Source organism: Streptomyces sp. NBC_01549 (genome assembly GCF_026339955.1).
In the GTDB taxonomy this organism is placed as follows: domain Bacteria; phylum Actinomycetota; class Actinomycetes; order Streptomycetales; family Streptomycetaceae; genus Streptomyces.
This window is the reverse complement of sequence record NZ_JAPEPW010000005.1, coordinates 15328-40259: the sequence shown is the minus strand read 5'-3', so window position 1 is coordinate 40259 and position 24932 is coordinate 15328. Positions and strand designations below refer to the sequence as shown.

Here is a 24932-nt window from a genome sequence, read left to right as displayed (position 1 = left end):
GAACGAGTTGGTGATCTCAGACGGTCAGCATGCGGATCACCGCGGGGAAAGCCATCAGCAGCATGACCAAAACGGCCAACAGGGCCCCCGGCGCGGTCATCTTCTCGCTGGCCGTGTTCGCCTCGGCGGCCTGATCCGCGAGCAGTTCGGCGTTGAGCGCCCCGGTCCGGGCCCGCAGCGCCTTGTAGACGGCGGCGCCGTCGGTGGCGCTGCCGCGCATGATGTCGGCGACGTCGTCCAGGACGGGCAGTTCGTACTGGGCGGACAACTCCGTGAGCGCCTGATACGGCGGGATTTTCTCCAGCCGGGCCCGGCGCAGCGCCCCCTGCAGAAACAGGAAGGGCCAGCCCTCGCCGACCTCGGCGGCCTTCTCCAGCGCCTCGGCGGGACCGGCGTCGGCGGCCCGCTTGAGCGCGACCAGGTCGAGGTAGGCGGACAGGGCGTGCGCGAATTCCTCCCGTGCCCGCTTGGCCTGGTCCCGCACCGCGAGATCGGGCGTGATGAACAGCAGGGCCGCGACGAGGAGTCCGACGACGGCGGGCACATAAAACGGCAGGCCCACACCCGCGATGATCCACGGAACCGTCGCGATCACCGGGCAGAGCAGACCCAGCGCGGCGAGCGCGACCTTCTTGAGCATGAACTGGCCCGGCCCCTGACCGAGCAGGGCCAGGTTCGTGGTGGGGACCCGCACGCCCGGAAGCCGCTCCAGGCGGGCCAGCAGCCACCGGCCCCAGACCTCCTCGCGGTCCAGCTCCGGCTCAGGCATCGTCAGGGTCGCCGGGGCACTGCGCTTCAGAGCCGGCCCCAACGCGGGCTGGGGCTGCAGGAGTTCCCGGATCAGCAGAGCGACGCCGGCGCCGACCGTGCCGCCGGTCAGAACAACGGGGATCAGGTTCACGTGGTGACTCCTTCCGGCTCGCGGGCAGCGATGGGCAGGTCCGGCTCCAGCGCGGCCGCAGGCAGACGGACGGTGCTGCTCGGGTCGGTGACCAGGAAGCGCGGGATGCGCCGGAAGTTGCCCAGCTGCCGCATCAGGGCGAGCACGCCGACGAATCCGGCCGTCAGGAAGGCGAGCACGAGCTGTCCCAGGAGCGTGGAGTACGGCTTCGTGTAGGACGGCACGAAGAACCCGGCCACCACGACACCCACGGTGATGATGGTCATCCACCGCACAGTGGTGCGCGGCTTCGCCCGGTCCGCCTCGATGGCGCGCTTCTTGGCGACCTCTTCGCGGACGGTGCCCGCCAAGTCCTCCAGGGCCTGAGCCAGACCCGGACCGCGGTCGTTGACCGACAGGATGAGCGCGGCGACCACCTTGTCCGAGGTGACATCGTCCAGCTCTTCGGCGAACGCGCGGAGCGCTCCATCCGGCCGCCAGCCCAGCCGCAGCCGGTCGGACAGGTTGACGATCTGCGGGGCGAGTTCGTCCGGCGCCCCCTGACGGCTGGTGACCATCGCCTGTTCCAGGCCCATGCCCAGCCTCAGCAGGCCGGCGAGCCGCTGCGTCCACTCGCTCAGCGCCTCCAGTTGACCGATGCGGTCCTGTGCCATCTGCGCCGGGGTGATCAGCCAGGGCACGCCGATGACGCCGGCGCCCAGCAGCGCAGCGCCGACGAAGTTCCCCGAGACCAGCCACACGGTCACAAAGACCACGACGGCCGCGACCATGAGCGTCCGCCGTCGCATCCGGGTGTCCTCGCTCTGGTTCCGCCCACCGCGCAGGGCCGCCTGCCAGCGCCGGTGCAGCGGGGCCCGGCGCGGCGCCGTGGTGCCCACGAGACCCGCCACGACACCGACCAGCCCGCCGACCACGGCCATGCCGCACAGCAGCCCGAACAGCAGCGTCATCGGCCCGCCCCCACCTTCAGCGGCAGCGGCGCCGGCCAGGCCCCGTAGGGCTGTTGCAGCAGTCCCGAGTCGAAGCCGACGCGGCGCAGGTCGTCGATACAGCCCGGGTCCATCCGGGGCACTGCCCGCAGGTCTCCCCACTCGCTGCCGGGGGAGAAGACCGAGTTGGTGGCGGGCCGCCCGTTCTCGCCGATCCCGGTCAGTTCCAGGATGTGGGAGACATAGCGGTGGCGGCGGCCACCGATCTGCGTCTCATCCGTCATGTCGACGTACACGATGAAGTCCAGGCCGTTGGCGGTCTGCCGGTAGGCGAGCTGCTCGGACAGGTTCTCCTGGGCGAGCGCGTACAACTCGGCGATCCGGTCGAAGATGATGTCCGGGCGACGCGCGTGGATCGTGCACAGGTTGCCGCCCGACCCGTTCGTCAACGCCTGCATCATGGCGACGACTTCGGGACCGCGGACCTCACCGACCACGATCCGCTCCAGCGACATCCGCAGCGCCGGGTGCATCAGGTCCAGCAGCGTGACCTCACCAGCGCCGCGTCCGGTGACGTCCTTCTCCCCGTTGGACTCGCGGCCCACCAGGGAGACGACCTGCCGGTGGTAGCCGTTGGCGTGGGCGAACAGCTCGTCCTCGGTCTGGATGGTCGCAAACCGCGTCTCGGGGTCGAACTCCTTGAGCATCGCCCGCAGGAGGGTGGTCTTCCCGGCCTTCTGCTTCCCCGCGATCATGATGTTCTTCTCCGCGCGGACACACGCACCGAGGAACTCCCGCAGGATCGGGTCGATGGTGCCCAGCCGTACGAGGTCGTCGAGATTCGCGTGGGAGACCCGGTGCCGGCGGATGACCGCATAGGTCATCGGCCCGAGCCCCGTGATGGCCTGGAGACGTGAGCCGTCCTGCAGAGACAGGGCGAGGGTGGGGTTCGCGGTGGAGATGGTGCGCTCGCTGTGCCCGGAGCCGCGGGCCAACTCCCGCAGCAGCTCCAGCAGTTCCTCTTCGGAGTCCGCGATCGGGCCGACCCGGCGGCGCTCGCCGTCGCCGTAGTCGAGCCACACCTCGTGCGGGCCCTGGATGATGATGTCCTCGACCCGGTCATCGTCCAGATACGGCTGGAGCCGCCCGGCCCGGAACAGCAGGTCGTACACGGCGCGGCGCAGCGCCTCGTCCTGCTGCGGCGTCATCGCCTGGGCATCCGACCACAGCGCGACGGCCTCGGCGATCCAGTTCAGGCAGCGCTGCTCCTCGCTCTCCCGGTCCATGTCGGGCTTGGTCTTGAGGAGTTCCTCGCGCTGCTTGGCGACCTGGGACGCGATGTCCCGGGCCTGCCGGTAGTCGACGGTGATCTGCGGAGCCGCGGTGCCGAGCACCTGCGTACTCGAGGCGGCACCGGCAGGTGACGGTGTGCCGTTGGTCTGCTGCGTCCACTCCTGTGCCAGCGGTGCCACCGAGGGGTCGGGGTGCAGAGGCCTAGCCTGCATAAGTCACCTCCCCGCCTGCTGCGCGCAGGCCGCGTGGATCGAGGCGGGCCCGGCGCATGGCGGCCCGCTGGAGAATCAGCGTGCTGCTCGTGCGGGCGGCTTTCATCAGGGGCGACTTGGTGAAGCGACGGGGCTGCTCGGCACCGTCGGACAGCACACGGGCGTCGTCCGGCGCGTACGGCAGAGTGGCGATCACCGGCACCTGCAGAACGCGCTGCACCTCGCCTGCGGGATACGGGCCCTCGTTGATCATCAGCACGCTGACGTCACCGACGCGCTCTTCCAGCGCGCGCACCCGGCCCTCCGCTGCCTGCAGGCAGCGCAGGGTGTTGCGGACCACCACGAACACGGCGTCGGCCTGCTCGGCCAGGACCCCGGATGGCCCGTACGCCCCTCGGCGGCCGAGGTCGATCAGAACGTCGTGGCCGCTCTCGGCCTCGATGCCGCGGAACATCTGCGCCAGGATCTTCCAGACCGAGCCGAGGCTCGCCGACTGCGCGGGGTCCGTGATGCCGGGCAGCAGCAGCCGGTGGCCCTCCTCGACGTTCAGTTCGATCAGCTGCCGCCAGAAGGCATCGCTGAACTCGCCCTTGCGGGCGGCGACCGAGAGGTTGCGCAGCCCGTACCGGTCGCCGAGGGAGCCCTGCAGCAGACCGTGCAGCACGGCCGAACCATCCGGGTCGCATTCGGCCAGGATCATCCGCCGGTCCGGGTCCAGCGGCCATGACAGCAGCAGGGCGAGGGCGCTCGTGGTCACGCCGGGCGCCCCGCTGCACCCTGCGAGCGCGATGACAGCCATCAGTTACCGTCCGGAGCAGCGAGGACCAGGCGCAGAGTCCCGGCGGCTTCCCATGCGGCGGCCGTGGGGCCGTCGGTCGCTGCGGTGGCGACGTCGACGACCACGACTCCCGTGCCGGGGGCGGCGCCGGACGCCTTCACGACCCGGCCGTCGATGGTCTGCGGCGCGGCGTCGGACGTCTTGCCAGTGTCCGTGGTGCCCTGGGCCGGGACGTGCACCAGCTTGACCTTCTGGCCCGGCACCAGAGCGGTAGCCGGGATCTGCTTGGGATCCAGGCCGATCGGAACCAACTGCTCGCCGGCCTTCACCAGGTTGTCCTTCGTCACCTGCGAGGGGGCGAGCAGGGATCCGGGCTTGAGCTCCACGGCGGCCCGCTTGCCAACCACCGACTTCAGGTCGTCGGCGCGCACCGCCTTGACGGCCGGGTCCAGGGCGAGTGACGCCTGGCCCAGGTCGTCCTCGGTGAGGACCTGGCCGACCTGGACGTCGCGGACCACGGTCACCACGTCCGTACGGTTGCCGACTTGGAGCAGCAGGACGGCAACTCCGGCGCCTCCGGCGGCGATCAGCGCCAGCGACAGGGCGATGACACCTGGTCGTCGCCTGCGCGCCGACACCCGGGGTGGGGTTACCGGTCCGGCCACGCGTCCCTGCTGGGGGAGGCCGTTCGGGGATGTGTCTACACGTTCTTGGGTCTTGCTCACCGTTCTGTCCTTCCGGCGGCGTTACCTGACGACCTGGACTTCGCCGATAGCCACCTGCACGTTGGTCTGCCGGACCTCGGTGAGCTGGCCGGCTTGTCCGCCGCCCTGCCAGTTGATCGTCCACGTCGAGGTCGCGGTCACCGGGAACTTGGCGTTCTGGGCACCGGCCGAGGTCTTGGAGTACACGTGTCCGCAGGTCGGGGACTGGGCCATGCCCTCGGACGACGTATAGGGCGTGCCGGGGCCGTTGCACGTCACGGAGCCACCGTCGCCCATCGCCCACACGATCTTCGACACCTTCGCGGTCGCGGTGACGGTGATCCCGCCCGCCGTGGCCGACGCGGTGTTAGGACCGTAGGTCGTGGCGCTCTGGTTGACCCACATCCACATCGGTACACCCACGGTGTACTTCCCGGCCGCGCGCGGGCTGGCGATGTCCGGGCCGAGCAGCGTCATGGAGTCGACCGCGCGCTGGGCCAGCACCCGCGGGTCGACCTGCGGCACCGGAGGCTGCCCCAGCGGCACGACCACAAAGCCGTCCGGGTTGTTCTGGCCGCCGTCCGTGCACCCGTAGAAGTACACGTCGTTCTTCTTGGGGTCGGCGCCCTTCCACCCCGGCCAGGCGGCCGGAGGCTTCGGATCGACCTTGGTGTACTTGCACTCCACCTTGCTGTCGCCGCTGTCTCCGCCGCCTTGTGAGCCACCCGCCTGCCCGCCGCTGCCGCCGGTCTCGTCACCAACACCGACGTCGACGCAGAACTTGATGACCTGGCACTTTCCGCCACCGACATCGGGACCATCGCCGGCGTGCGCGACGCCCGCCGAGGCCAGGGCGAGGGCGCCGGTGAGTGCGGCGAGGCGCCGGGCTAGCAGGCTTGCTCTTGAGCGGTCAACTTCGTGACCATCCACGACTTCCCCCACTTTTCAAGCGTTGCGGTGCTGACGTATTTGATGAGCCGCGTCGTGGGCAGCGGGACCGGCTTCTTCGAGGCCTTGTCTGTCAGGATCCAGTCCGTCGTGTCGACGCAGTCCGTTAGCGTGGCCTTGGGGATCTTGCCGTCGGTCACCTTGACGACCTTCGGATTGATCACCGGCTTTCCGGTGGTCACCTGCCCGGCCTTCCGCATGACCTCGAGGTCATGCTCGATATCGAACAGGGCCCTCAAGGTGGTGTTCTTCTTCAGGTCGGTGCCCGCAGAGGAGGCCTTGCTGTAGGCCTTGGTCTGCGCGTCCCAGGAACTGGTGTACGCCGCGATGACGGCGGCGTCCTCGGCGTCGACGGTGGAACTGGGAGACGGCGAGACAGCCGTCGGGGTGGAAGTGGGCTTGGACGACGTGTCCGTGTCGCTGTCGCTACAACCAGCCAGCGCCAGCAGACTGCCGGCGAGGAGCAGGGCGGTTGCGTGCTTCCGGGTGCGAACAGCGGCGATATGGTGCGCTGACGAGCGTCGTTGTGTAGCTGTCACGTTGTCTCCCCGTACGACGCGGTGCGGATGACCGCCGCCCCGGCCCTCTGACATGCGGTGGGCCAGAACCGCGGCCTGGTCCAGCTGCGGTAATGCGTTTGCGTGATCGCAAGGTTACGCATATGCCAGTCAACTTCCCAGCTTGATATTTGAGTTCACTCGTACAACTCGGGACGTACCCGGTCACTTTCGGAACCGGATGTCGATTTGTAGTTCTGTGTCTTCGCTCGTCACTCCCGCACACCTCAGGGCGCGTTCGCAGCTCCGGACGAACTTTGTGAACCCGCTGTGCGAGAGAACGAGATCTCGACCCGCCGGTTCTTCTCGCGGCCGGCCTCGGTGGCGTTGGAGGCCGCCGGGCGCCTCTCGCCGAACCCGCGCGTCTCGAAGGTGACCGCTGTGCCGCTCAGTTCCTCGGCCAGCACGCCCTGGACGGCGACGGCGCGCTGCCTGGAGAGAATGTCGCCGTGGGAGGAGGACCCGAGGTCGTCGGTGAAGCCGTACACGCGGACCTGTGTTCCCGGCCGTGGCCGTATCTCCCGGGCGACGGAGGCGATGCGGGACGTTGCCGAGCTGCTCAGCCGCGCGCTGTCCTTCGCGAAGAGCACCTCCGCCTGCAAGTCGAACGTCACCTCCGTTCCTGTGTCCTCACGGCGTTCGGCTCCCTCCTGGTCCTCGACTACCTCGCTGATGCCGTGGGCTTCCGAGCTGAGGTCGAGAATCCTGGACGGGGCGAGGTCCGCACCGTTGCGCAGTGCGAGACCGGGGCTGCGCGGGTCGATTCCGGTCGGTGTGTCCGAGGCGGAAGCCAGGGCGCTCGACGCCGGGGCGGCGGCTGCCGGGCGGGCTGGCCCGCCCGCCGCGACCAGGACGCCGGCCACGGCGGCGAGGGCGAGGAGCGGAACGGTGATCCGGGTTCGAGCTGTGCGCATACGGAAGCTCACCTCACCCAGCGATCTTGATGTTCGCGGTGTCGAACAGCGGCAGTTGGAATCCGACCGTGTCCGAGGCGGGGGAGGGGAACTGCATGAATACGGACGCGCTTTCGCCGCCCTTGAGCGTGGACAGGCCGGTCGTGGTGAGGGGACGGCCGTCCGTGTCCCGCAGCACGTAGTAGCGCTTCTTGTGGGCGAAGTCGACGAGGGTCGCGCCGCCCAGCGACGGTCCGGTCCTGAGCACCTGGAGCTCGTCACCCCGCAGTTCGGCGGGGACCACGGCCACGGTGGCCCCGTCGTTCTTGAGGTTCCCGCGGACGGTGAGGTATCCGGCCGGGTCTCGCTCTGCGGACGTGATCGTGAGGGACAGGCCGCCCTGGCCCTGGAGTTCGGCCAGCGGCGCTCCTGTCTGCAACTGCTCACGCATCGCCGAGCCGCTGCCTGCTTCCGGTGCGGACGCCGATGCACGGCCCTGTTCCGGGCTGCCGTCCGAGCAGGCCCCCACCCCCAGGGCCAGTCCGATGGTGATCGCGAGCGCAGCGAGGCGTCTGCCGAACGCCGTGGTGTCCCAACTGGTCATGAGGCGGCTTCCTTTCGGTGACGGATCCAGTGGTGACGATCGCCTGACCGCTTTCGGTCCCGGCGACGGTGAACTGGGCGGGGGAGGGCTGGGCACGTCTCACTCCTGCTGCCGGGCCTGCGGCCACACCGTGATCACGTCGCCGTCGAGGGTGACGTGCCGGCCGGGGAATCGGTGGCGCACCGTGTTCAGGTCGGCGACGTCGAAGTCACCGATCCCCTGGACGACGCAGGCGCCCCCGATGTGCGAGACGTCGCGTGCCCGGGCGGGCCACCCGCCGTCAATGGCCGTTTCATCAGTGCGAACTTCACCAGGAGCTTGCAGCATGGAGCATCTCCTAACGTCCGTGCACAGCAAGGCCTGTCGAGCTTGGGTCTCGTTGTGCAGAAGTAAACTATGCGTTCGCTTGAGCAAATCTCAAGGGGTTTTGGGTGTAGTTGCAAGGCTGCGACATTCGGTCACGGAGGTGTCGGTGCGTCACAGCTCGGTCCACGGGCGGGGCTCGCCGTCAGCCAGCCGAACCCACACGTCAGAGGTGGCGCCGTGCTCCGCCAGGTCCTCCAGGACGACCGCCCCCAGCGGCACCTCGCGGGCCAACTCAGCCACGAGCGGATGATGGGCGACCATGGCCTTGAGGTCGCTGATCCGGTTGTCCATCGCCTGGCGTCCAGCGCCGGTCAGCACGAACAGGACCCGGGGGAATACCGGGTACCAGCGCAGCCACCCGGGCCCGGTCTGCTGTCGGCGCCGGCCGACAGGCTGCGGTTCGTACGTCCACAACCTCGCGTACTCGATCAGCTTGGCCGCGAGGCGTTCGCTGCTCATGGTGGCCCGGTCGACCTCGACGAAGGCCCGCAGCTTCCGCCGCTGTTGGCCGTCGATGAGGGTGTAGTGCATGACCGCGTCGGCCACGACCTTCTCGCCGTCGCCGATCGCGTGGAACACCTCAGGCGTCCAGTCGAGGTGACCGTGCTCGTCACCGCGGCGGCGGGCATCGGCGACGAACTCCAGGTGGGTGCGCAGGACGGTCAGGGTGTGCGGGGTCTTCAGGGAGGCGGCCGTGGCCGAGGTGATCGGATACGGCGGGCGGCCGCGCAGCGCGGGCCAGTCCCTCGTCAGGCGTGCGCCCTTCGGCGTGAGGTACCAGACCCGGCTGCGGTTCGACTGGGGCAGCACGACGAAGTCGACCAGGCGCTCGCCGAGCAGCTGGTTCAGCCGCTCCGAGACCGACTGGCGGGAACGGTCGGGCCGCAGGAGAACATGCAGCTGATGGGTGGAGGCCATGCGGTGCTGGGCGAGCGTGGCCAGGAGCTGATGCACGAGAGGCTCCACGGGGCTGGGCGTGAAGCCCGCCGGCGTACGGTCCTTGGGCTGGGCGGTGGTCAGTTCCATTCGTTTTCCTTCGACAGGTGGACAGCGGCGGCGCCGGCAGGAGCGTGCGCGCCGAGGAAGGCGGCGACACGACCGAGCTGCCTGGAGGCGCGCTCGGTGAGCTGGTCCAGCGGGAGCGCCTGGGCATTCGCGAGCGCGGCCCGCTCCAGTGCAGGGACGTCCTTCGGGCGGGCCTGGGCGGCGAAGACGTCGTCGAGATGGGGTCCACGCAACTGGATGGGCCCGATGCGGCGTCCGTGCACGTTCATGGAGACGAAGTGCTCGAAGCGCTCCATGGTGGCGACCCGGTCCGGGCTCGGGTTGTCGCCCCACTCGGCGGTGATCGGCGCGATCGCGGATTTCGATCCGGCGGTGGTGGCCAGCGTGGACGCGTTCTGTACCAGGGACAGCCGAACCGGGGTGGGCAGGCGGGACAGCAACTGGGTCATGCCGTGGACGTGGCACCGGTACTTGCGGAGATCCTCGAACATCGAGGCGATGGTCTCCGGGGCCGCGCCGGTCAGGGTGATCAGCTCGTCGAAGTACGGGCGGAACGGCACCCGCCTGTCCTCGGGCGTGTCACGCCTAGAGCGCGCGGCCCGCAGCAAGTCGCGGGCGAGCAGCGCGGTCAGCAGACGGTCGGTGGGCCCGTTCCCGCCCGGGCACACCCACACGATCATCTTGGAGTCCATCGCGGTGCGGATGTTGTAGGCGCCGACCGGCTGGCCAAGGAATCCGCGGGTGACGGGGTTGGCGGCGAGACGGGCGATCGGGTTGAGGACCACGGCGAACGCGTCGGGCGGCAAGGTCGGGAACACTGCCTTCCACCACGCGCGGGTTTCCTCATCGAGCCGGCCCGCCACCGCGGCGAGCGCCGCCTTCCGGAACGGCGCGTCGGTCAGCAGGGCCCGGACGTGGAAGATCGTGGCCTGGTCCTCGGGCTGCCCGGCCTGGCAGGCCGCCTCGTTGACGGTGACCAGGACGGCGAGCGCGGCGGTGAGGATGGTGAGCGCGCGCGGAGCGGTCGCGTCGTCCCAGGCCAGTGCGGAGGCGTAGGCGTCGGTGATCGCCTCGACGACCTCGTGCGCCGCCTGCCCGTGGTGCATGCCGAGCGGATTCCACGAGCTCACCCGCGGGTTGGGGCCGAGACCGTTGAGGTCGACCAGCGCGATCCGCGGCATCAGAGGGTCGTGGGCGAGGAACGGCAGAGCCCGCGGCCAGGAGTCGCGGTGCGGGTCGACGAAGACCAGCCCGCCGCCCGCGTGCGCCCAGCCGATCGCCTGCGCCAGGGCCCGCTCGGTCTTGCCGCCGCCCGCCTTGCCCGTCCCGACCTCGAACAGGGTCTCCTCGGCGTACGTGGCGACCAGCCGTTCCCGGCCGTCCGGCCCCCGGTAGATGCCCTGCAGCAGCAACTCGCTCTCGCCGAAGGCGAAAGTCGGCAGGTCCCCGGCGAGCACCGGCAGACGGCAGTTGACGGTCGGGGGCTTGAGCAGTCCAGTGAGCTCCTCCAGCCTCACCCAGTTCGCGCGCGGCGGCTGGCAGTGCCCCAGATTCCAGCGGCGCTCGAAGCCGTGCCGGGTGGGCCAGTGGTCGGCGCCGATCCGCCACGGACCCAGCCGCCAGCCGCGCATCGCCCACCGGGAGCGGCCGCCGAACACATCGAACGCAGCCTGGAGTTGGGCGAGGCGGGCCTGCGCGCGGCCCTCGGTGTTCGAGGCGCACAGCACGAGCAGCTGCACGCGCACCAGGTGGTCGTCCTCGGCGAGCTTGCCCAGCGCTTCGGCCGGCTCGACCCGGCGGGGCACCGGTGGCATCACCAGCCGCCGCCCACCACCTGAGCCGGGTTTGTCACTGAGGAGCTGCTGCAGCTGCCCGCCCCAGGAGTCCTCGATGCCGCTGGCGTCCTGCCGCAGCCAGCGCGCGGCCCGCTGGGCCTCCCGGCGCTCCGACCGGCGCGCATTGCTCATCAGCTGCAGGCGGCGCGCCCGCAGGGCCCACTTCGGGGCGCGCTGAATGTCGAGCCGTATCTCGGCGAGGTCGCCGAGCTCGGCCCGCAGGTCGGACACGGCATCGACGAGAGGCTGGAGCGGGTCGGGGTTGAGCGGCACCTCGCGCAGCGGAGAGATGAGCTTGCCGCGCAGGATGAACTCGGCGCGCACGGTGTGCGTCCGCGGTTCGTCGACGATCGGCCGGGCCCGGTTGACGGTGATGTCCGGCCCGAACGGAGTGATGGACAGCAGCCGTTCACCGCCCGCCGGGCCCTCGATGCGGTAGCGCAACGGCGTACTGCCGTCCGCGCGCAGCCGGATCTGCACGGCCTTCGCCCGACGGGGCGCCCACCAGGGCATCGCCGTGGACGCACGGGCGAGCTGGACACCGCGCCTAAAGATCTCCTCCAGACTCGGGTCGAAGTGCCGGTTGGAGACAAGCTCCAGGGCCATCCGCTCGGCCGAGGCCCGCGCCGCGAGCCGACGTACCACCCACTCGCCCACGCCCCAGCACACGGCGATGGCCCCGGCGAGCAGATACCAGTGGTCGTAGAGCCAGTCGACGGCGTCGATCAGGCCGGTGAACAGGCCGAGTACCTGCCCAGCGGCCGTGTCATCGGCCCGGTCCGTCAGGTACGGGGCTGCGGAGTCCACGTCGCTGTTCCCTTCTTGATGGTGCGGGTGAAGAACCAGTCGGTGATGCGGAGGTCGGTGAAGGTGCCGCCGCGGTCGGTGCCGGCCCACACCAGATGGACCACCGCCTTGTTGGGGCCGCCGTCGCGGCGGGCGATCGCGGCCTGGACGCGGAAGCGGTCGGTGGCGAACGCCGGGGCCACCGCCCCGCCAGAGTCGGGAAAGATCGTGGGCCACTTCGCGCGGCCGACTCCGGTGGCGTCCGCGCGCAGCAGTGCGCGTCCGGCGGTGAGCAACTGCCCCTCGTCGTCGGCGGGAAGGTCGGCAGGCCAGGCTGCTTCCAGGTTCTGTTGGACGGCCCGGTCGCCGGCGACGCCCTCGCCGTGCGGCGGCAGAGCGGACTCGTGGACCGAGGGTGTCGATGTGGCGGGCGTCGTGGAGGGAGCCGTGTCGGCGGTCGGCTTGCCTACACGAGGCACAGCGGCCGCTGATGACAGATCCGTGGCCGCGCGCGAGTCCGTCGCTGTCACCGCTGCCGGGGACTCCTGGCCGTGCGGCACGCCCAGCAAGGCGATGCCGGCGACGGCGAGCATGACGGTGCTCAGCAACAGCAGACGCGGTGAGCGTGGGGCGGTGGTCACAGCAGCCGTGCTCCCCCCGCATAGCCGGACATCGTGTTGACGGCGTCCAGGCGCACCACGGTGCCCGGGCGGGCGGCGTTGACCATCTGTCCACTGCCCAGGTAGATCCCGACGTGATAGATCGTGGAATCGTGGCCGGGGGCGGTGGCGAAGAAGACAAGGTCACCGGCCTTGAGCGCGAGCGGGCCGAGACTGGCCGGGATCCGCTGACCGACACCGGCCTGGGAGGCCGCGACGCGCGGCAGGCTGATACCGGCCCTCGCGTACGCGTACTGGGTCAGCCCGGAGCAGTCGAAGCCCTTGATCTTCGCGCCGCTCTTGCCACTCGGCGAGCAACAGACCCCGTAGGACTTGCCGCTCGCGTTGCCGCCGCCCCAGGAGTACGGGACACCCCGCTGGGAGAGCGCGGCCTCGATGACGGTGCGGACCTTGCCCGTGACGTTCTTCAGGTCCGGGTCCTTGGCGGCCGCCGTGTACTGGTCGATCCACCCCAGGACGTTGGTCACGTATTCGTCGGAGTGGTTGTACTGCAGGATCGCGGCCTTGAGCTGCGAACGCTGGGTGAGATCACGGCCGTTGCCGCACAGGTAGACGGCGGCGCCGAGGGCAGCGTCGTCGGCGTTGTGCGGATCTGCCGTCTTGTCGCCGTTGCCGTCCTTCCCGGTCGACTCCCAGGTGGAGGGCATGAACTGGAAGGGACCGACGGCGCGCTCCCCGTTCGCGGTGCCGTCCCACTTGCCGTTGTCGGTGTCCGGGAAGACTGTGGTGTTGCCGCCGGCTCCGGAGCCGTTGAGGAGCACTCCGTAGATCTTCGGGGTGATGTCACCGTTGTTGGCGACGTTGTGGCCGATGGCGTGGTTGGACTCGACCTTGGCGATCCCGGCCAGGATCGGCCAGCGCATGCCCTGGCACTTGGGCACGTACTTCCCGACCTGCTGGACGGCCTTCTTGTAGGCGGTCAGCATCCGGGGAGGGATGTCCGCGGCGCTGCCACCCTCGGCGATCCCGCCGTCGTCCTGGGCACCCGTCTTCAGCGCGACGTACGCGCTGATCGCGTTCCCGACCGGCGCGGCACAGCACACGGCAGCAAACATCAGCAGCACCACCACACATCCCCACCGCCGGACGCGGCGTCCAGGCCGGCTCACTCCTCTTCACCGTCCTCGTTCCGCCGCCGGGCCCGCTCCTGGCGCAGGCGTTCGGCCTCGGGCGCGGTCCGCCGCATCAGTTCCTGCATCCGGTCCCGTGCCTCCTCGCGCGCCCGGTTGCGTGCTCTGCCCACCCCCGGAAGAACCGGCCTGCCGAGATCGGACCGAGGCTGCGGCGCAGGGCCGTTACGGCGCGGGAGCGGTGCCGGGGGCGGAGGTGTCGTGGGACCGCCCGCAGACGGAGTGGGCCGTGCGGGGGCAGGGGCCGGACGGCCCGACGGCGCAGGCCGAGGACGGGGTGCCGGCCGGGGAGTGGCGGCCGGTGTGGCTGCGGTCGGCAGCCGACGGCTGGCGAACGGGCCTGGTCCGCTGGCGTCGCTGTTCTCCCGGACGACCCGGGACACATGACGCCTCGTGTCTCCCCAGGCCCGGCCGTCCTCGCGGACGGTGTTGCCCCACACCCGCACCTGCTGGCGGGCGTCCTGGGAATAGCGCGAGCCACCCGACCGCGCCCGGCGGACGTTGGCCGGCAGGCCGACCGTCGCCCCGTACGCGGCCCGGCCCCCACGGTTCAGGATGCGGTACCCGCGGAAGCGCACCAGCCGGTTGTGGGCCCGGGTCGACAGCAGAGTGCGGTCGCTGCTCTGGTCGTGCAGCACCTGGCCGGTGTTGCGGTCGACGACCTGCCCCTGCTCGTTGCGATACCGGTCGGGCGGCCCTCCGGGCCGACGCGGCCCAGTGCCGCCTGGACCACCGTCCCCGCCGTCCGACGGCCCGCCTCCCCCCGCTCCCGGGTCGCCGTCGGCGGTGGGCTTGCGCCACTTGGCCAACTGCTCCCGATCCGGCCGGCGGCCGATCAGCAGCCAGTGCGCGCCCTTGGCGCCGAGCCGTGCGCCCAGCCCGCCCACGGCCGCGGCCGCGGTCAGCGGGGCCAGCCCGCGACCGGCTTCGGCCGTGGCATCGGCGAGGATCCCGCCGGTGTCCACCGGCATGCCCGCACCGTCGAACAACGAGGTGAGCGCGCCCATCAGCCGCTGGCGGGTGCCGAGCAGCCCGAACCTGCCGCCCCCGCCGCCGGTGAAGGCGCGCAGACCGCCGCCGTATCCGCCCATCGCGGCGGGGGAGTTCATGGCGAGCGCGGCGCCGAGCTCGGAGGTGTCGCCGGGCATGTGGGTGCCGCCGACCTTGGCGTAGCGCATGCGCATGGCCATGCGTCGGCCAAAGGAGGTGATGCCGGTCAAGAGCCTGCGGTGTCCGGCCGCACCGGCGATCGCGAGGACGTCGATGAGCAGGATCCGTTCCACCATCAGGTCGGGCCCGTTGGTGATGGTGGCGTCGATGGCGATGCCGAAGAACGGGATGAACGCGCAGATCCCGACCACGGCCAGGACCGCGATGCCCCAAATGGACAGCCACTTCCACACGCTCTGGCGTGCGGGTCCGGGCAGCATGCCCGCGACGAAGGTGACGCCGCCGACGGCCGCCGCGGCAGCGCAGATGCCCTGGGTGCCGAGCAGCACGATGGCGCTCGACAGGAGCATGCCGCAGATGAACAGTGCAGCGATCAGCAGCAGGAAGGCTCCGCCGACCCGCCACCAGGTGGGCTTCTCCGCGTAGGCGGCGCACGACTTCCCGACCGGGCCGGCCTTCTTCATGTCGGCGAGGAACGCGGCGAACGCCTGGTCCTCGTCGGTAACGATTGCGTTGGACGCGTCGAGGAGTTCGCCTCCGGGGGTGAGCGTCGGGAGATCGTCGCTGCTGGGCGGTTTGTCGTCGACGCCGCGCTCGCAGTACTTCTTGCCCGGCCCGTGGATCAGTCTGCAGGCGTCCTTCGCCTTGTCCGAGGTGGCCGAGCTGGGCATGTACCCGCCGGTGATCCACTTCAGATGGACGGCGTAGGCCTTGCGGTCGGAGTCCTTGGCCGGATCGAGGATGCGCCCGTACTGCAGCAGCATGTACGGCTTGACGATCAGCGCGTTGGTGATGCTGTCCTGGATGGGACGGGCCACTTCAGTTGAGGAGACCGGTCCTTCGCCTTCACGTTCCTCGCACTTGATCTCGGCGTTGCCGGCCATCCCGGCGCATGGGTCGTAGCTGGCGAGCTTGCCGCCCCAGTCGTAGGAGTTGACGCTCTGCTGGGCGACCTCGGCGGCCACCTGCTGGGACTGCCCCAGCGGTCCGTCCTGGGAGAGCAGCGTGTCGGGACGGATGAGAGCCGAAGCGGCGAACGCCGCGATGAGCAGGGTGAGAAAGATTTCGCCCAGGCCGCGCCCGACCCGCCCGCGTACGATCATGAATCCTGCGAAGACAAACGCCCAGGCGAGCAAGAGACCTTTCAGCCCGAGGGTGTCGACGACCACGTTGTCGTAGGTGTCGGCGACCTTCTGCGCGGGGCGGGTGAGGATCTTCAGCAGCGGGAACCTGAAGGCGACCTCGATCGCCCACCCTGCCAGGCCGACCAGCAGCCGGATCAGGGTGAACACGCCGGACAGGGCGAAGGAGAGGGCCTGCGTCTTGAAGGCGACGATGGATCCGCCCTCGGCGTTCAGGTCGTATCCGTCGATCGGTACACCCTCGGACGAGTAGATGTTCAGCGGGGCGAGCAGGTCTCCGGTCTCGCTGTTACTGCTGGCCGCGTACACGACCTGGCTGTTCACCAGGAGGAACACGCCGGTGAGCAGGACGACGAAGCCAGCCGAACGCAGGGTCGCGCGGTCTGGACGGAACACGTCAGCGCCGCCTTTGCCCAGCGGCGCGCAGTCGCCACACCACCAGGGCAGCCACACCCGCACCGGCGGGCACCAGCCTCCATACGGCACCGCCCTCGTCCTGCCGGCCACCGGCGGCGGTGGTCGCGGTGCCGCGCTCGCAGTACGCCTTGGCCGGGCCGACGATCAACGCACAGGGATCGTGGTGCGCCGGGCGGGCGTCGGCGGCGAAGGCCTGCCCGGTGTGCGGCCACCACGCGTCCGGCAGGCCCACCCCGAGGGCGAGGATGACCGCGCCGGCGACGACCGCGATCACGGTGAGGACGCTCGCGGCCGCGGCGATGCGCCGGGAGCGGTCCCAGGAAGAGGTCGTCATCGGACGTGCTCCTTCGGACGGGCATCCACGGCCTCACCGGCAACCAGTGCAGACGGCGGGGCAGCGCTCATGCGCCGTCCTGGCGTGGTGGTGATGGAGGTGGTGATGCGCTCGATGCGGGGGATGGAGACCTTGATGCGGCCGGTGTTCTGCCGCGGGCAGGTCAGCAGGAACTCGCCCTCCCGGCCCTTCTGGCCGACGGGGGACAGGCCGGTGGTCACCAGCCGCAGCAGCTCCGGGTCGTTCGGGTCGAGCCCGACGAACTCCAGCCCGCGGCGGGCACGTTCGCGGTCAGCGGTGCGGGCAAGCGCGCGGTAGGCCATCAGGCCGCGGTCGGGGCCGAGTTCCTCAGCGTCGTGCGAGGCGCCGAGCAGGCCGGCACCGTGCTTGCGTCCGTCGTGGAGGATCTCGTGTACCAGAGCGGTGCCCTCGGCCGACGAGGTGAGCCAGTACAGCTCGTCCAGGACCACGGCGGTGAACCGCTCGGGATCCTCGAACGCGGTCTGCCGGGCGATCGCCGCGATCAGGTAGAGGACCGCGCGGCCGATCAGGGCTTCGAGCGGCTGCTGGTGCAGGACCTCCGGCTTGTCGAACGCCGCCTTCGGGGGCAGCTTCAGACCGGTCGTGGTGATCACGATCATGTCGGTACTGCTGGAGGCGTCCAGCCGTACGGGCGGCAGCGTGGGGTCGAAGACCATGCGGGCCAGGGAGTTGGTGGCGACGACGCGGATGAGGCCGGCGAGGGTGGCGGCCGCGTCCTGTCGCTTGCCCGCCTCGCTCGTGGCCATCTCCTCGAGGACTTCAAGGACGCGGTGCATGGACGGCTTCGGGCCGGTGGCGGCCTGCTCGACGGCGTGGTGGAGGACCTCGCCGTTGGTGCTCATCGGGCCGATGCCGAGCTGCAGGGTGAGGTAGGACAGGGCGTAGTGGCGGCCCTCGGGGCCGTGGAACATGCGCAGCGGGTCGATGGACACCTCGGCCTGGGCGGCGTCGATGATCTGCACGCGGCCCTTGGCGGCGGTCCGGGCGAAGGTGGCCCATTCGCGCACGGGGGTGCGGTCGATGCAGATCGCGCAGCCGCCGCGCGCCCACACGGCCTCGGCGATCAGCTTCTGCAGCACGCTCTTGCCCGCGCCGAGATCCCCGACGATGCCCATTGACGCGGAGGCGTCCACCTTGGGCGCGTCCGCGACGTTGATCATCACGGGGCGGGTGGTGCCGCTGTCCAGGTCGATGCCGAGGAACATCCCGTTCGGGTCGCCGACTTCCGCGGCGGTGAAGGCTCCGCCCAGCGCCCAGTCCTCGGAGATCTGGTGCTGGGTGAACTCGCGCACCACACCGGGCCGCACCGTGCCGGGCAGCCCGAGCGTGAACAGCGCCTCCTGCAGGCCGGCCGGGCGCACGGCCCGGTAGTCGGCACCGCCCAGCAGGGCGGCCAGGGCACGGGCACGGGCGTCGCAGACGGCGGCGGTCGGCCCCCATACGGTCAGTACCGTGACGGACTGCACCTCGACCTCCACGCTGGTGCGGGAGAGGCGGGCATCGAGCTCACCGAGGTCGCGGGCGGCCTCGGTGAGCGAGGCGGGCATGCCGGTGGGACGGGCGTCGTACTGGTCGGCCTGGTCGATCAACTCGTTCTTCTTGCGGCGCACTTGGTCGCGGGCCTTCTCCGCCGGCACGAGCGTGAGGTCCACGGTGTAGTCGACGGGAAAGTCGAGCATCTCCAGCTGGGCGAACAGATCAGCGGCGTCCTGGCTGACCGCGGGCGGGCACTCGGCCAGCGCCAACTGCGCCTGGTAGCCCACCCCGGCGTCCGTTTCGACCTGCAGCCAGCGCCGCCCGAGCGGCGAGCCGGTGTTCAGCCGCCACCAGGCCTTGCGGCCCGACCGCGTGAGTTGGCCCGCGCTCTTGAGCTCGTCGACGTCGTCGAGCTCGGGGTCGATGCCGCCTTCCTGCAGGCGGACCTGGCCGAGGTCGGCGTAGCTGGGGGAGCGCAGTACGCCGCCTTGGATGTGTCCCCCGTACAGGTCGCTGCTCTCGGCCTCGGCCAGCAGCGGCTCCGCCAGGCCGCGGTGGAGGGCGTGCTGGATCAGCCACACGATCTCCGCCGGGCGGGCGGGGCGGAAGGCTATGCCGCCGGCGAGGGCGGCCTCCACGCGGGAGGCCTGCTCGCGGTACGCGGTCACCTCGCGCCGTGCCACCGGTGCCGGCCGCATGCCCAGCATCGGGGACAGCTCCGCCCATGCTGCACCGAGCGAGGCGGACATCTGCATGCCGGCGCTCTCGGTCTGCAGCGGCACGGCCAGCCACAGGGTGCGGCGGTGCATCTCCTGGTCGTCCAGCAGGTCCAGCGTGGCCTCGACGTTCTCCACCCACGGGTGGCGGCCCGCACCGGGTGCCTGCTCGGCCGGCTCGATGCCCTCGATCATGCGCAGGGCGATCTCGCCCGGGTCGACCTGCGCGCAGATCCCGAACAACCGCGGTGCCCCGGACAACGACCGCACCAGATGTGTGATCTTGGCGAGCTGCTCGTCACGGACCGGGGCCGGCACGTAGGTGCCCTGGACGGTCTCCTCGCGTCGTCCCTGCGCGTCCGGGCCGGGGTGAAGGCGGTAGAGGGCCCACACGCTGCCCTGTGTCGACCACACCAGATGCCCGGCGATGTGACGGATCGGAACCCTCACCGCACACCCCCGCCCTGCCCGGCCAGCGCGAGCAGTTGCTGCACACCCGACACCGGACCCACCGGCGCCGCGGCAGCAGCCGGCTGAGTGCGTTCGCGCGAGGACGAGCGAGCGGCGGCCGGGCTCGGGTGCGGTGCCCGAGTGGCCTGCTGCACAGCCGCGCGAGACGGTGCGGCTGCCGCAGCGAGCGCGGGCGTGTCCTCGATCGTGAATCCGCCGAGCAGGGGACGAGATCCGCGGTCGCGGGCGGCCCGTCCGCCGATCCGCCCTCCGCGGGGCTGCCAGCCGAGGAGCACCCAGCCCAGGGCCGCCTGCATCGGGGCACGCCCCCGGATCTTGGGCCGGCGGACCGCCCAGATCGTCAGCAGCCAGGCCACGAGCGGGACCGGCCCCATCCACGACCACCATGCAATGGTCTTGATGAGGAGGAAGCCGCCGACGACGGCGACGGCGATCTGCGCGGGTGTGTACGGGCCGAGCGGGATCTTCCAGTCGGCGACCTTGCCCAGCACCCAGGGGTGGCGGCGGGCGGCGGTGTAGAAGCGGCCCACCCGGCTGGCGGTGGCCGCGGTCACAGCCAGCCCCCGTCGCCGGGCGAGTGGTCACGGGAGGCGGGGAGTTCGGACTGGACGATGCCGGGGACGGCGGGTGCGCCCTTGGACGGGTTCTTGACCTCGTCGGTGAACATGTTCGCGAGGCTGTCGCGGGAGTTGTAGAGACCCAGCGCGATCACCATCAGCAGCAGGGCTCCGATCCCCGCTTTGAGGCTGAACTTCTGGATCATGATGACGACGACGAGGACGAGCAGACCGGCTTGAAGGCCTTTGGTCGCCCAGTTCTTGAACATGTTGATCCAGCTGTTGCCGAGGTCATCCAGCTGCCCGGCGAGCATCAGGCTGTGCACCGTGTTCACCGCGCACCGCCGTCCTGAGCAGTCCCGGACTCCAGCGCCGCGACTTCCCACCGGCCTGAGCGGGCCTTGAGCGCGAGCTCGTACGCCAACGGCCACCGCCCACCTGTGTCCCGGGCCTCGACCTGGACGAGGACACGCACCTTCGTGCCGTCGGGCGGCACCTGCTCGGCGGCCGCGGCCTCCTCGACGGCGGAGATCTGCTGGACAGCGACCGACGGGTACGGGGCGGGGGAGACGGCCGACAGCGTCACGCCGGGAGCGAGGTAGCGGTCGACCTCCCCGGCACCGGTCAGGTAGGCGGCGAGGAACTCCCCGACGGCGGACGACAGATCACCTTCCGGAACGGTCACGCCGTACGACGACTTCGGCGCCTCGGCTCGGGCCGGACCGGCCACCAGGCCGGGCGCACCGGTCACCGTGAACGAGGCGCCCGCGCGGTCGGCGGACACCGGCACGGCGTAGTAGCGCACCGAGCCGTCGGCGTACTGCGCAGCCACCGTCACCGACCACGCGTCGCCGGTGCGCTGCGCACTGCGCACCGCCGTCACGGACTGAGGCTTCGACTGCGCACCCGTGGCTGGGTCGGGCAGTTCGACGTCCGGCGCGAGTGACTGCGCAAGCCGCGCCTGCGCAGTCGTCGCGTCGTTCGCGCTGCTGCGCAGCCACGCGCTGACGAACAGCTGCGCATAGCCGCCCGGGTCGGCGGCGGCCGCCGCAGTGCGCACGGCGGTGGGCTTGGCCGGGGTGGCCGCCGCGACCGTGGTTGGGGTGGAGGCGACGGCGACGCACAGGGCGACGGGGCCGGCCGCGATGACGGTCCAGACCGCCAGGCGCGAGAGGCGGACGCGGCGGCGCATCGACTCCAGCCGGGCGCCGGCCGCCATCGGAGCGGCAGCCTCGCTCTGTGAGGCCTGCTTGCCAGGGGACATGGTCAAACTCCCAGGTCAGAACGGATGTTGCTGACCTTGAGAAAACCCGCCGACCCCGACCCGACCACCGACCATGAAGGCCCGACCATGGTCACGATGGGGACACGAAGCCCATGGTCGGGGTCATGGTCGGCCCGACCACAGGCCCGACCACGGGTCTGCCCAAGTAGGCGACAGGTCCTCGGGTCGGGCACACGTGCAGCAGCCGAGGACTGCTGCGCGACCACCAGTTGTGCCGTCCCTGGAGCCCGTGAACCGATGCGCAGGCGGACGCCGCCGGGGCCGCGGCGGGCACCTGCGCAGTGCGGCATCTGGACCTGCGCACCAGAAAGATCACAGGTCCCTGGGCGGACTGCGCAGTCGCACCGCGCATGGCGACTGCGCACGATCCTCGACCGGTTGCGCAGCCCGATTGCGCAACGCTCGTCCGGGCTGCGCAATCGGGCTCCCGGGTGGACTGCGCACCGTGCCGGGGAGGCATGGTCGGCCCGACCATGAGCCCGACCACGGCAGCTAGACGGCTGCGTTGCCGGATCGTGACCGATGGTCGGGGTTCGTGGCCGTCAGCCTGGTCGGGGTCGGCGGGTGAGCTGACGGCATGGAACACACGCACGACCGCGCACCCAGGCCCGGAGCCCGCCCCACCCCGGCGGGCTTGGAGCGCTGCCTTGGACACTGCACGCGGCCCGCCTCGGAGACAGCGCGGTGAGCCGCTTCGGGGCAGGGGTCCGCCGGGGTGTGATGGCGGCCGACAGTTTCACGCAGATCGCCAACGGCCTGTTCCGGGACAGTCGGCTGTCCTACAAGGCGAAGGGGATCTTCGGGTACGTCAGCACGCACCGGGACGGCTGGCAGGTCACCCTCGCCCACCTTGTCTCCGTGGGCCCCGACGGACGCGAGGCGGTCCGCGCCGGCCTGAAAGAGCTGGAGCGGTACGGCTACCTCATCCGCGAACGTCTTCGCCGCCCGAACGGAACACTCGGCGAGGTCGTCTACTCGATCACCGACCGCCCCGCTACCCTCGACGTCGCCCTGTTGGAGGCCACGTCCGGCCTCGCGATCGAAGACGGACACGACACCGGCTTCGGGGCGGGGATCCGCCGGGGTGTGATGGCGGCCGACAGCTTCACGCAGATCGCCAACGGCTTGTTCCGGGACAGCCGGTTGTCGTTCAAGGCGAAGGGGATCTTCGGGTATGTCAGCACGCACCGGGACGGCTGGCAGGTCACCGTCGCCGAGCTGGTGCGCCGCGGCCGCGAAGGCGTCGACGCCGTCACCACGGGGCTCCACCAGCTGGAACGGCACGGATTCCTCTACCGCACGCGCGAGCGGAACCCCGACGGCACCCTCGGCCAGGCGCTGTACGTCATCACCGACCTGCCCGCCCTGCAAAACCCCAGCTCACAACCAGAGTCGGGTTTTCCAGGATTGGCTGAGCCTACGTTGGCTGATCCCGGCACTAAGAACACCATCAGTAAGAAGACCAACAAGCAGAACACCAGATCCCTCCGTCCGTGCCGCGGCGAAGCGCCGCGAGCACCGGGACGGACAGACCAGCGGCACACGCCGACGTCCCCACCGGCCGCGCCCGCGGCGGATGAGATGCACCCAGGGATCCAACTGCTGCTCGAACTCGGGGCGGCTCGCCCCGAGCTGCTGCTGACCGGGAAGGCGCTGACCGATCAAGGCCGCGTCGCGACCGTGATGCTGGAAGCCGGCTGGAGCCGCGAGCAACTGCAGCACGTCATCGCCGCCCGGCCCCTGCCCCACCCGGTGCGCACCACAGTCGGCGCGATCATCGCCGCCCGTCTGAGAGCCGCCCAGGCCTACCCCCCGCCCGCCATCGCGGCCGGCCATCACGACGAGCCCGCCTGGGATGACCCCCCGCCGCGGCCGACCAGCTCCGCCGCCGCGCGCTCGGTGAGTGAGGCAATCACCTACCGGGCCCTTGTCGAATGTGCCGGCTGCGGCGTGCCCGGAACCGCTCCCGGCGAGGACCTCTGCCCGGCCTGCCTCGGCTGGCCGCTGTGCCGCACCTGCCCGGGCCCCACCCCCCGGCGCGCCCATCCCGACGGCGACGGCCGCTGCACGACGTGTGCCTCCGCTGTGACCGACCGACTGGAAGGAAGCACCTCATGACGGACCCGCTCCGCACGCCGCACCCGACCACGGCACGGCTGCGGCCCTTCGCCGACAACTCGGCCCGCTGGGACGCGGAACGGTCCCGTGCCCTGCAGATGGGGCGGATCGCGTACGACACCGGATCCTCCACCGCGGTCGACGAGCCCTACCTGGTGCATGAACGCACCGGCTGGGGCTGGCTGTCCTGGACGGTTCCCGCCGACGGAAGCATGCCCGAACGGCCCCACCAGATCGGTGTTCTCCCGCCCTCCGCGACATGGGCGGACCGCCTGGCGGCCCGCTGGCTTGCCCGGCGCCCGGCGGGCCGCATGGCCCTGCACGCCACGAGCCCTGGGTCGCTGCGGCACTTCGCCGTTGTGGTGGCCGTCATCGGATGCTTCGCCGCTTTCGACGCGATCGCCCGCGGAGTACCCCTCGGCATCGCCGTGCCCGTGGCGCTGCTGGCCCCGCTGCTCGCCGACCATCTGCCCGACCGGCTCGACATGCGCGCCCGGCGGCGTGTCCGGGTCGCACACGGCGCAGCCGCCACCGGGTACCTGCAGCGCCTCACCGTCCTGCACACCGGTCTCCTCCAGGCCGCCGCCGGCAGCGAACGCTACGAGCTGCGCCGCTCGGCCGAGATCGGCCAGCAGCTGCTGTGGGACGCCGCCGGCCTGCTCCAGACCCAGGACACCCGCTCGGCCTCACCCCAGCTGATCGCCGGTGAACGGCTGATGCTCCAACTCGCCGACCAGGTCGCCCAGATCATCGAGCGCGCGGCCACCCCGGACGGCACAGCCGACGCGGACCAAGCCCATGCCCCCGGGCGACCCCTTGGTCCGTATCCCCCTGGGGTCCGGCCGACGACGCCTCCGACACCTCAGTACGCGCACAGCACGTCACCCCTGAAGGGACCCCTCCTCATGGCGCAGACCGAACCCAGCCCGGCCGCCCACACGCCGGACGTCTACATGCTCTTCGCGCACGAGCCGTACTACCCCGGCCCCGGAACGCAGGAGATCAACACCACCGTCGTTGCCGCCGACTCGCTTCTCCACCCGCAGGTGCGCCAGCCCGACGGCGCCCGCATCCACGACCTCCTCACCCACGGACGGCAACCGGGCGAGATCATCCCGCTGTCCACCCTCACCCACGAACTGAACGGCGGCGCTGACTGGCCGACCGTCGGCGACTGGGAGAGCGTCACCACCGACCTGCTGCAGCTCGTCCGTGACGGGGACTGCGATGCCCTCAGCCTCGGCCTGCCCGAGATCGCGCGAGCCCTCGTCTGCACGGGCCCCCACAGCCACGTCCGCGCCTATGACGCCGCGGCCGACGACTTCGTTGTCTACGGTGCTTCGGAGCGCGCCGCGGTCCTGGACGAAGTCGGCATGTTCCTCACCGGCATTGCGACCGAGCAGCCCTTCTGGCCGGGGGACAGCCTCCTGCCCCCGCTGGTGGGCCGGCGCGCCTGAGGGCGATGAGCCCGGCCGCGGCGATGGGAGCAGGCCATGTTCGGATACGAAGCGCGAGCCGTCTGGGCAGACCTGCGGCGCATGCTGCATCGGCTCGTCCACCGGCGTGAGGGCGGCCCGACTGAC

22 protein-coding genes are annotated in these 24932 nt (G+C 70.9%); 2 read left to right on the top strand and 20 right to left on the bottom strand.

Going from position 1 to position 24932, the window contains the following annotated elements; all coding sequences use genetic code 11:
- Nucleotides 1–16 precede the first annotated feature (16 nt).
- The 20 genes from OG819_RS55025 to OG819_RS54930 all read right to left on the bottom strand — a co-directional run bounded on the left by OG819_RS55025 (nucleotide 17) and on the right by OG819_RS54930 (nucleotide 21210).
- A complete protein-coding gene (locus tag OG819_RS55025; protein WP_266657567.1) occupies nucleotides 17–901 on the bottom strand; it encodes a type II secretion system F family protein in 885 nt (294 codons plus the stop codon).
- Nucleotides 898–1851, bottom strand: coding sequence for a type II secretion system F family protein (locus tag OG819_RS55020; protein WP_266657565.1), 954 nt, complete (start codon nucleotides 1849–1851; stop codon nucleotides 898–900). Before OG819_RS55020 ends, OG819_RS55025 begins: the two co-directional genes overlap by 4 nt.
- The gene (locus OG819_RS55015; RefSeq protein ID WP_266657563.1) at nucleotides 1848–3335 is read right to left on the bottom strand and encodes a CpaF/VirB11 family protein; all 1488 of its coding nucleotides are present in this window, start codon (nucleotides 3333–3335) and stop codon (nucleotides 1848–1850) included. Before OG819_RS55015 ends, OG819_RS55020 begins: the two co-directional genes overlap by 4 nt.
- Nucleotides 3325–4134, bottom strand: a complete 810-nt coding sequence (locus OG819_RS55010) for a hypothetical protein (protein WP_266657561.1) — start codon at nucleotides 4132–4134, stop codon at nucleotides 3325–3327. The genes OG819_RS55015 and OG819_RS55010 overlap by 11 nt, the downstream gene beginning before the upstream one ends.
- The gene (locus OG819_RS55005; RefSeq protein WP_266657926.1) at nucleotides 4134–4778 is read right to left on the bottom strand and encodes an SAF domain-containing protein; all 645 of its coding nucleotides are present in this window, start codon (nucleotides 4776–4778) and stop codon (nucleotides 4134–4136) included. Before OG819_RS55005 ends, OG819_RS55010 begins: the two co-directional genes overlap by 1 nt.
- A gap of 81 nt (nucleotides 4779–4859) precedes the next feature.
- Nucleotides 4860–5747 carry an ATP/GTP-binding protein gene (locus OG819_RS55000; protein WP_266657559.1) on the bottom strand — a complete coding sequence of 296 codons (888 nt, stop codon included), beginning with the start codon at nucleotides 5745–5747 and terminating at the stop codon, nucleotides 4860–4862.
- A complete protein-coding gene (locus tag OG819_RS54995; RefSeq protein ID WP_266657557.1) occupies nucleotides 5705–6304 on the bottom strand; it encodes a hypothetical protein in 600 nt (199 codons plus the stop codon). The genes OG819_RS55000 and OG819_RS54995 overlap by 43 nt, the downstream gene beginning before the upstream one ends.
- A 245-nt stretch (nucleotides 6305–6549) precedes the next feature.
- Nucleotides 6550–7236 carry an OmpA family protein gene (locus OG819_RS54990; RefSeq protein ID WP_266657555.1) on the bottom strand — a complete coding sequence of 229 codons (687 nt, stop codon included), beginning with the start codon at nucleotides 7234–7236 and terminating at the stop codon, nucleotides 6550–6552.
- Nucleotides 7237–7249: 13 nt separating this feature from the next.
- Nucleotides 7250–7819, bottom strand: a complete 570-nt coding sequence (locus tag OG819_RS54985) for a hypothetical protein (RefSeq protein WP_266657553.1) — start codon at nucleotides 7817–7819, stop codon at nucleotides 7250–7252.
- Between the two features lie 99 nt (nucleotides 7820–7918).
- Nucleotides 7919–8146, bottom strand: a complete 228-nt coding sequence (locus OG819_RS54980; protein ID WP_266657551.1) for a hypothetical protein — start codon at nucleotides 8144–8146, stop codon at nucleotides 7919–7921.
- A 150-nt stretch (nucleotides 8147–8296) separates the two neighbouring features.
- Nucleotides 8297–9211: a replication-relaxation family protein gene (locus tag OG819_RS54975; protein WP_266657549.1), complete on the bottom strand. Its 915-nt coding sequence runs from the start codon at nucleotides 9209–9211 to the stop codon at nucleotides 8297–8299.
- Nucleotides 9202–11832: an ATP/GTP-binding protein gene (locus OG819_RS54970; RefSeq protein WP_266657547.1), complete on the bottom strand. Its 2631-nt coding sequence runs from the start codon at nucleotides 11830–11832 to the stop codon at nucleotides 9202–9204. Before OG819_RS54970 ends, OG819_RS54975 begins: the two co-directional genes overlap by 10 nt.
- The gene (locus OG819_RS54965; RefSeq protein WP_266657545.1) at nucleotides 11808–12452 is read right to left on the bottom strand and encodes a hypothetical protein; all 645 of its coding nucleotides are present in this window, start codon (nucleotides 12450–12452) and stop codon (nucleotides 11808–11810) included. Before OG819_RS54965 ends, OG819_RS54970 begins: the two co-directional genes overlap by 25 nt.
- Complete coding sequence (locus OG819_RS54960) at nucleotides 12449–13546, bottom strand: bifunctional lytic transglycosylase/C40 family peptidase (protein ID WP_266657543.1); 1098 nt, start codon at nucleotides 13544–13546, stop codon at nucleotides 12449–12451. Before OG819_RS54960 ends, OG819_RS54965 begins: the two co-directional genes overlap by 4 nt.
- A gap of 50 nt (nucleotides 13547–13596) precedes the next feature.
- On the bottom strand, nucleotides 13597–16329 hold the full coding sequence (locus OG819_RS54955; RefSeq protein WP_266657541.1) for a hypothetical protein: 2733 nt from the start codon (nucleotides 16327–16329) through the stop codon (nucleotides 13597–13599).
- Between the two features lies 1 nt (nucleotide 16330).
- Nucleotides 16331–16684: a hypothetical protein gene (locus OG819_RS54950; protein WP_266657539.1), complete on the bottom strand. Its 354-nt coding sequence runs from the start codon at nucleotides 16682–16684 to the stop codon at nucleotides 16331–16333.
- On the bottom strand, nucleotides 16681–19368 hold the full coding sequence (locus OG819_RS54945) for an ATP-binding protein (RefSeq protein WP_266657537.1): 2688 nt from the start codon (nucleotides 19366–19368) through the stop codon (nucleotides 16681–16683). The genes OG819_RS54950 and OG819_RS54945 overlap by 4 nt, the downstream gene beginning before the upstream one ends.
- On the bottom strand, nucleotides 19365–19943 hold the full coding sequence (locus OG819_RS54940; RefSeq protein ID WP_266657535.1) for a hypothetical protein: 579 nt from the start codon (nucleotides 19941–19943) through the stop codon (nucleotides 19365–19367). Before OG819_RS54940 ends, OG819_RS54945 begins: the two co-directional genes overlap by 4 nt.
- On the bottom strand, nucleotides 19940–20281 hold the full coding sequence (locus OG819_RS54935; protein WP_266657533.1) for a hypothetical protein: 342 nt from the start codon (nucleotides 20279–20281) through the stop codon (nucleotides 19940–19942). Before OG819_RS54935 ends, OG819_RS54940 begins: the two co-directional genes overlap by 4 nt.
- Nucleotides 20278–21210: a conjugal transfer protein gene (locus OG819_RS54930; RefSeq protein ID WP_266657531.1), complete on the bottom strand. Its 933-nt coding sequence runs from the start codon at nucleotides 21208–21210 to the stop codon at nucleotides 20278–20280. The genes OG819_RS54935 and OG819_RS54930 overlap by 4 nt, the downstream gene beginning before the upstream one ends.
- 705 nt (nucleotides 21211–21915) lie before the next feature.
- Between OG819_RS54930 and OG819_RS54925 the strand changes: the two genes are divergently transcribed.
- Together OG819_RS54925 and OG819_RS54920 are read left to right on the top strand one after the other, a co-directional pair.
- Nucleotides 21916–23349: a hypothetical protein gene (locus tag OG819_RS54925; protein ID WP_266657529.1), complete on the top strand. Its 1434-nt coding sequence runs from the start codon at nucleotides 21916–21918 to the stop codon at nucleotides 23347–23349.
- On the top strand, nucleotides 23346–24806 hold the full coding sequence (locus tag OG819_RS54920) for a hypothetical protein (protein ID WP_266657527.1): 1461 nt from the start codon (nucleotides 23346–23348) through the stop codon (nucleotides 24804–24806). Before OG819_RS54925 ends, OG819_RS54920 begins: the two co-directional genes overlap by 4 nt.
- Nucleotides 24807–24932: the final 126 nt, after the last annotated feature.

Bases quoted from the DNA above. Each gene is read 5' to 3' on its own strand.
- OG819_RS55020 (WP_266657565.1), bottom strand. From the start codon at position 1,851: ATGACGCTGCTGTTCGGGCTGCTGTGCGGCATGGCCGTGGTCGGCGGG.
- OG819_RS55015 (WP_266657563.1), bottom strand. From the start codon at position 3,335: ATGCAGGCTAGGCCTCTGCACCCCGACCCCTCGGTGGCACCGCTGGCA.
- OG819_RS55010 (WP_266657561.1), bottom strand. From the start codon at position 4,134: ATGGCTGTCATCGCGCTCGCAGGGTGCAGCGGGGCGCCCGGCGTGACC.
- OG819_RS54990 (WP_266657555.1), bottom strand. From the start codon at position 7,236: ATGCGCACAGCTCGAACCCGGATCACCGTTCCGCTCCTCGCCCTCGCC.
- OG819_RS54985 (WP_266657553.1), bottom strand. From the start codon at position 7,819: ATGACCAGTTGGGACACCACGGCGTTCGGCAGACGCCTCGCTGCGCTC.
- OG819_RS54980 (WP_266657551.1), bottom strand. From the start codon at position 8,146: ATGCTGCAAGCTCCTGGTGAAGTTCGCACTGATGAAACGGCCATTGAC.
- OG819_RS54975 (WP_266657549.1), bottom strand. From the start codon at position 9,211: ATGGAACTGACCACCGCCCAGCCCAAGGACCGTACGCCGGCGGGCTTC.
- OG819_RS54960 (WP_266657543.1), bottom strand. From the start codon at position 13,546: ATGTTTGCTGCCGTGTGCTGTGCCGCGCCGGTCGGGAACGCGATCAGC.
- OG819_RS54950 (WP_266657539.1), bottom strand. From the start codon at position 16,684: ATGACGACCTCTTCCTGGGACCGCTCCCGGCGCATCGCCGCGGCCGCG.
- OG819_RS54930 (WP_266657531.1), bottom strand. From the start codon at position 21,210: ATGTCCCCTGGCAAGCAGGCCTCACAGAGCGAGGCTGCCGCTCCGATG.
- OG819_RS54920 (WP_266657527.1), top strand. From the start codon at position 23,346: ATGACGGACCCGCTCCGCACGCCGCACCCGACCACGGCACGGCTGCGG.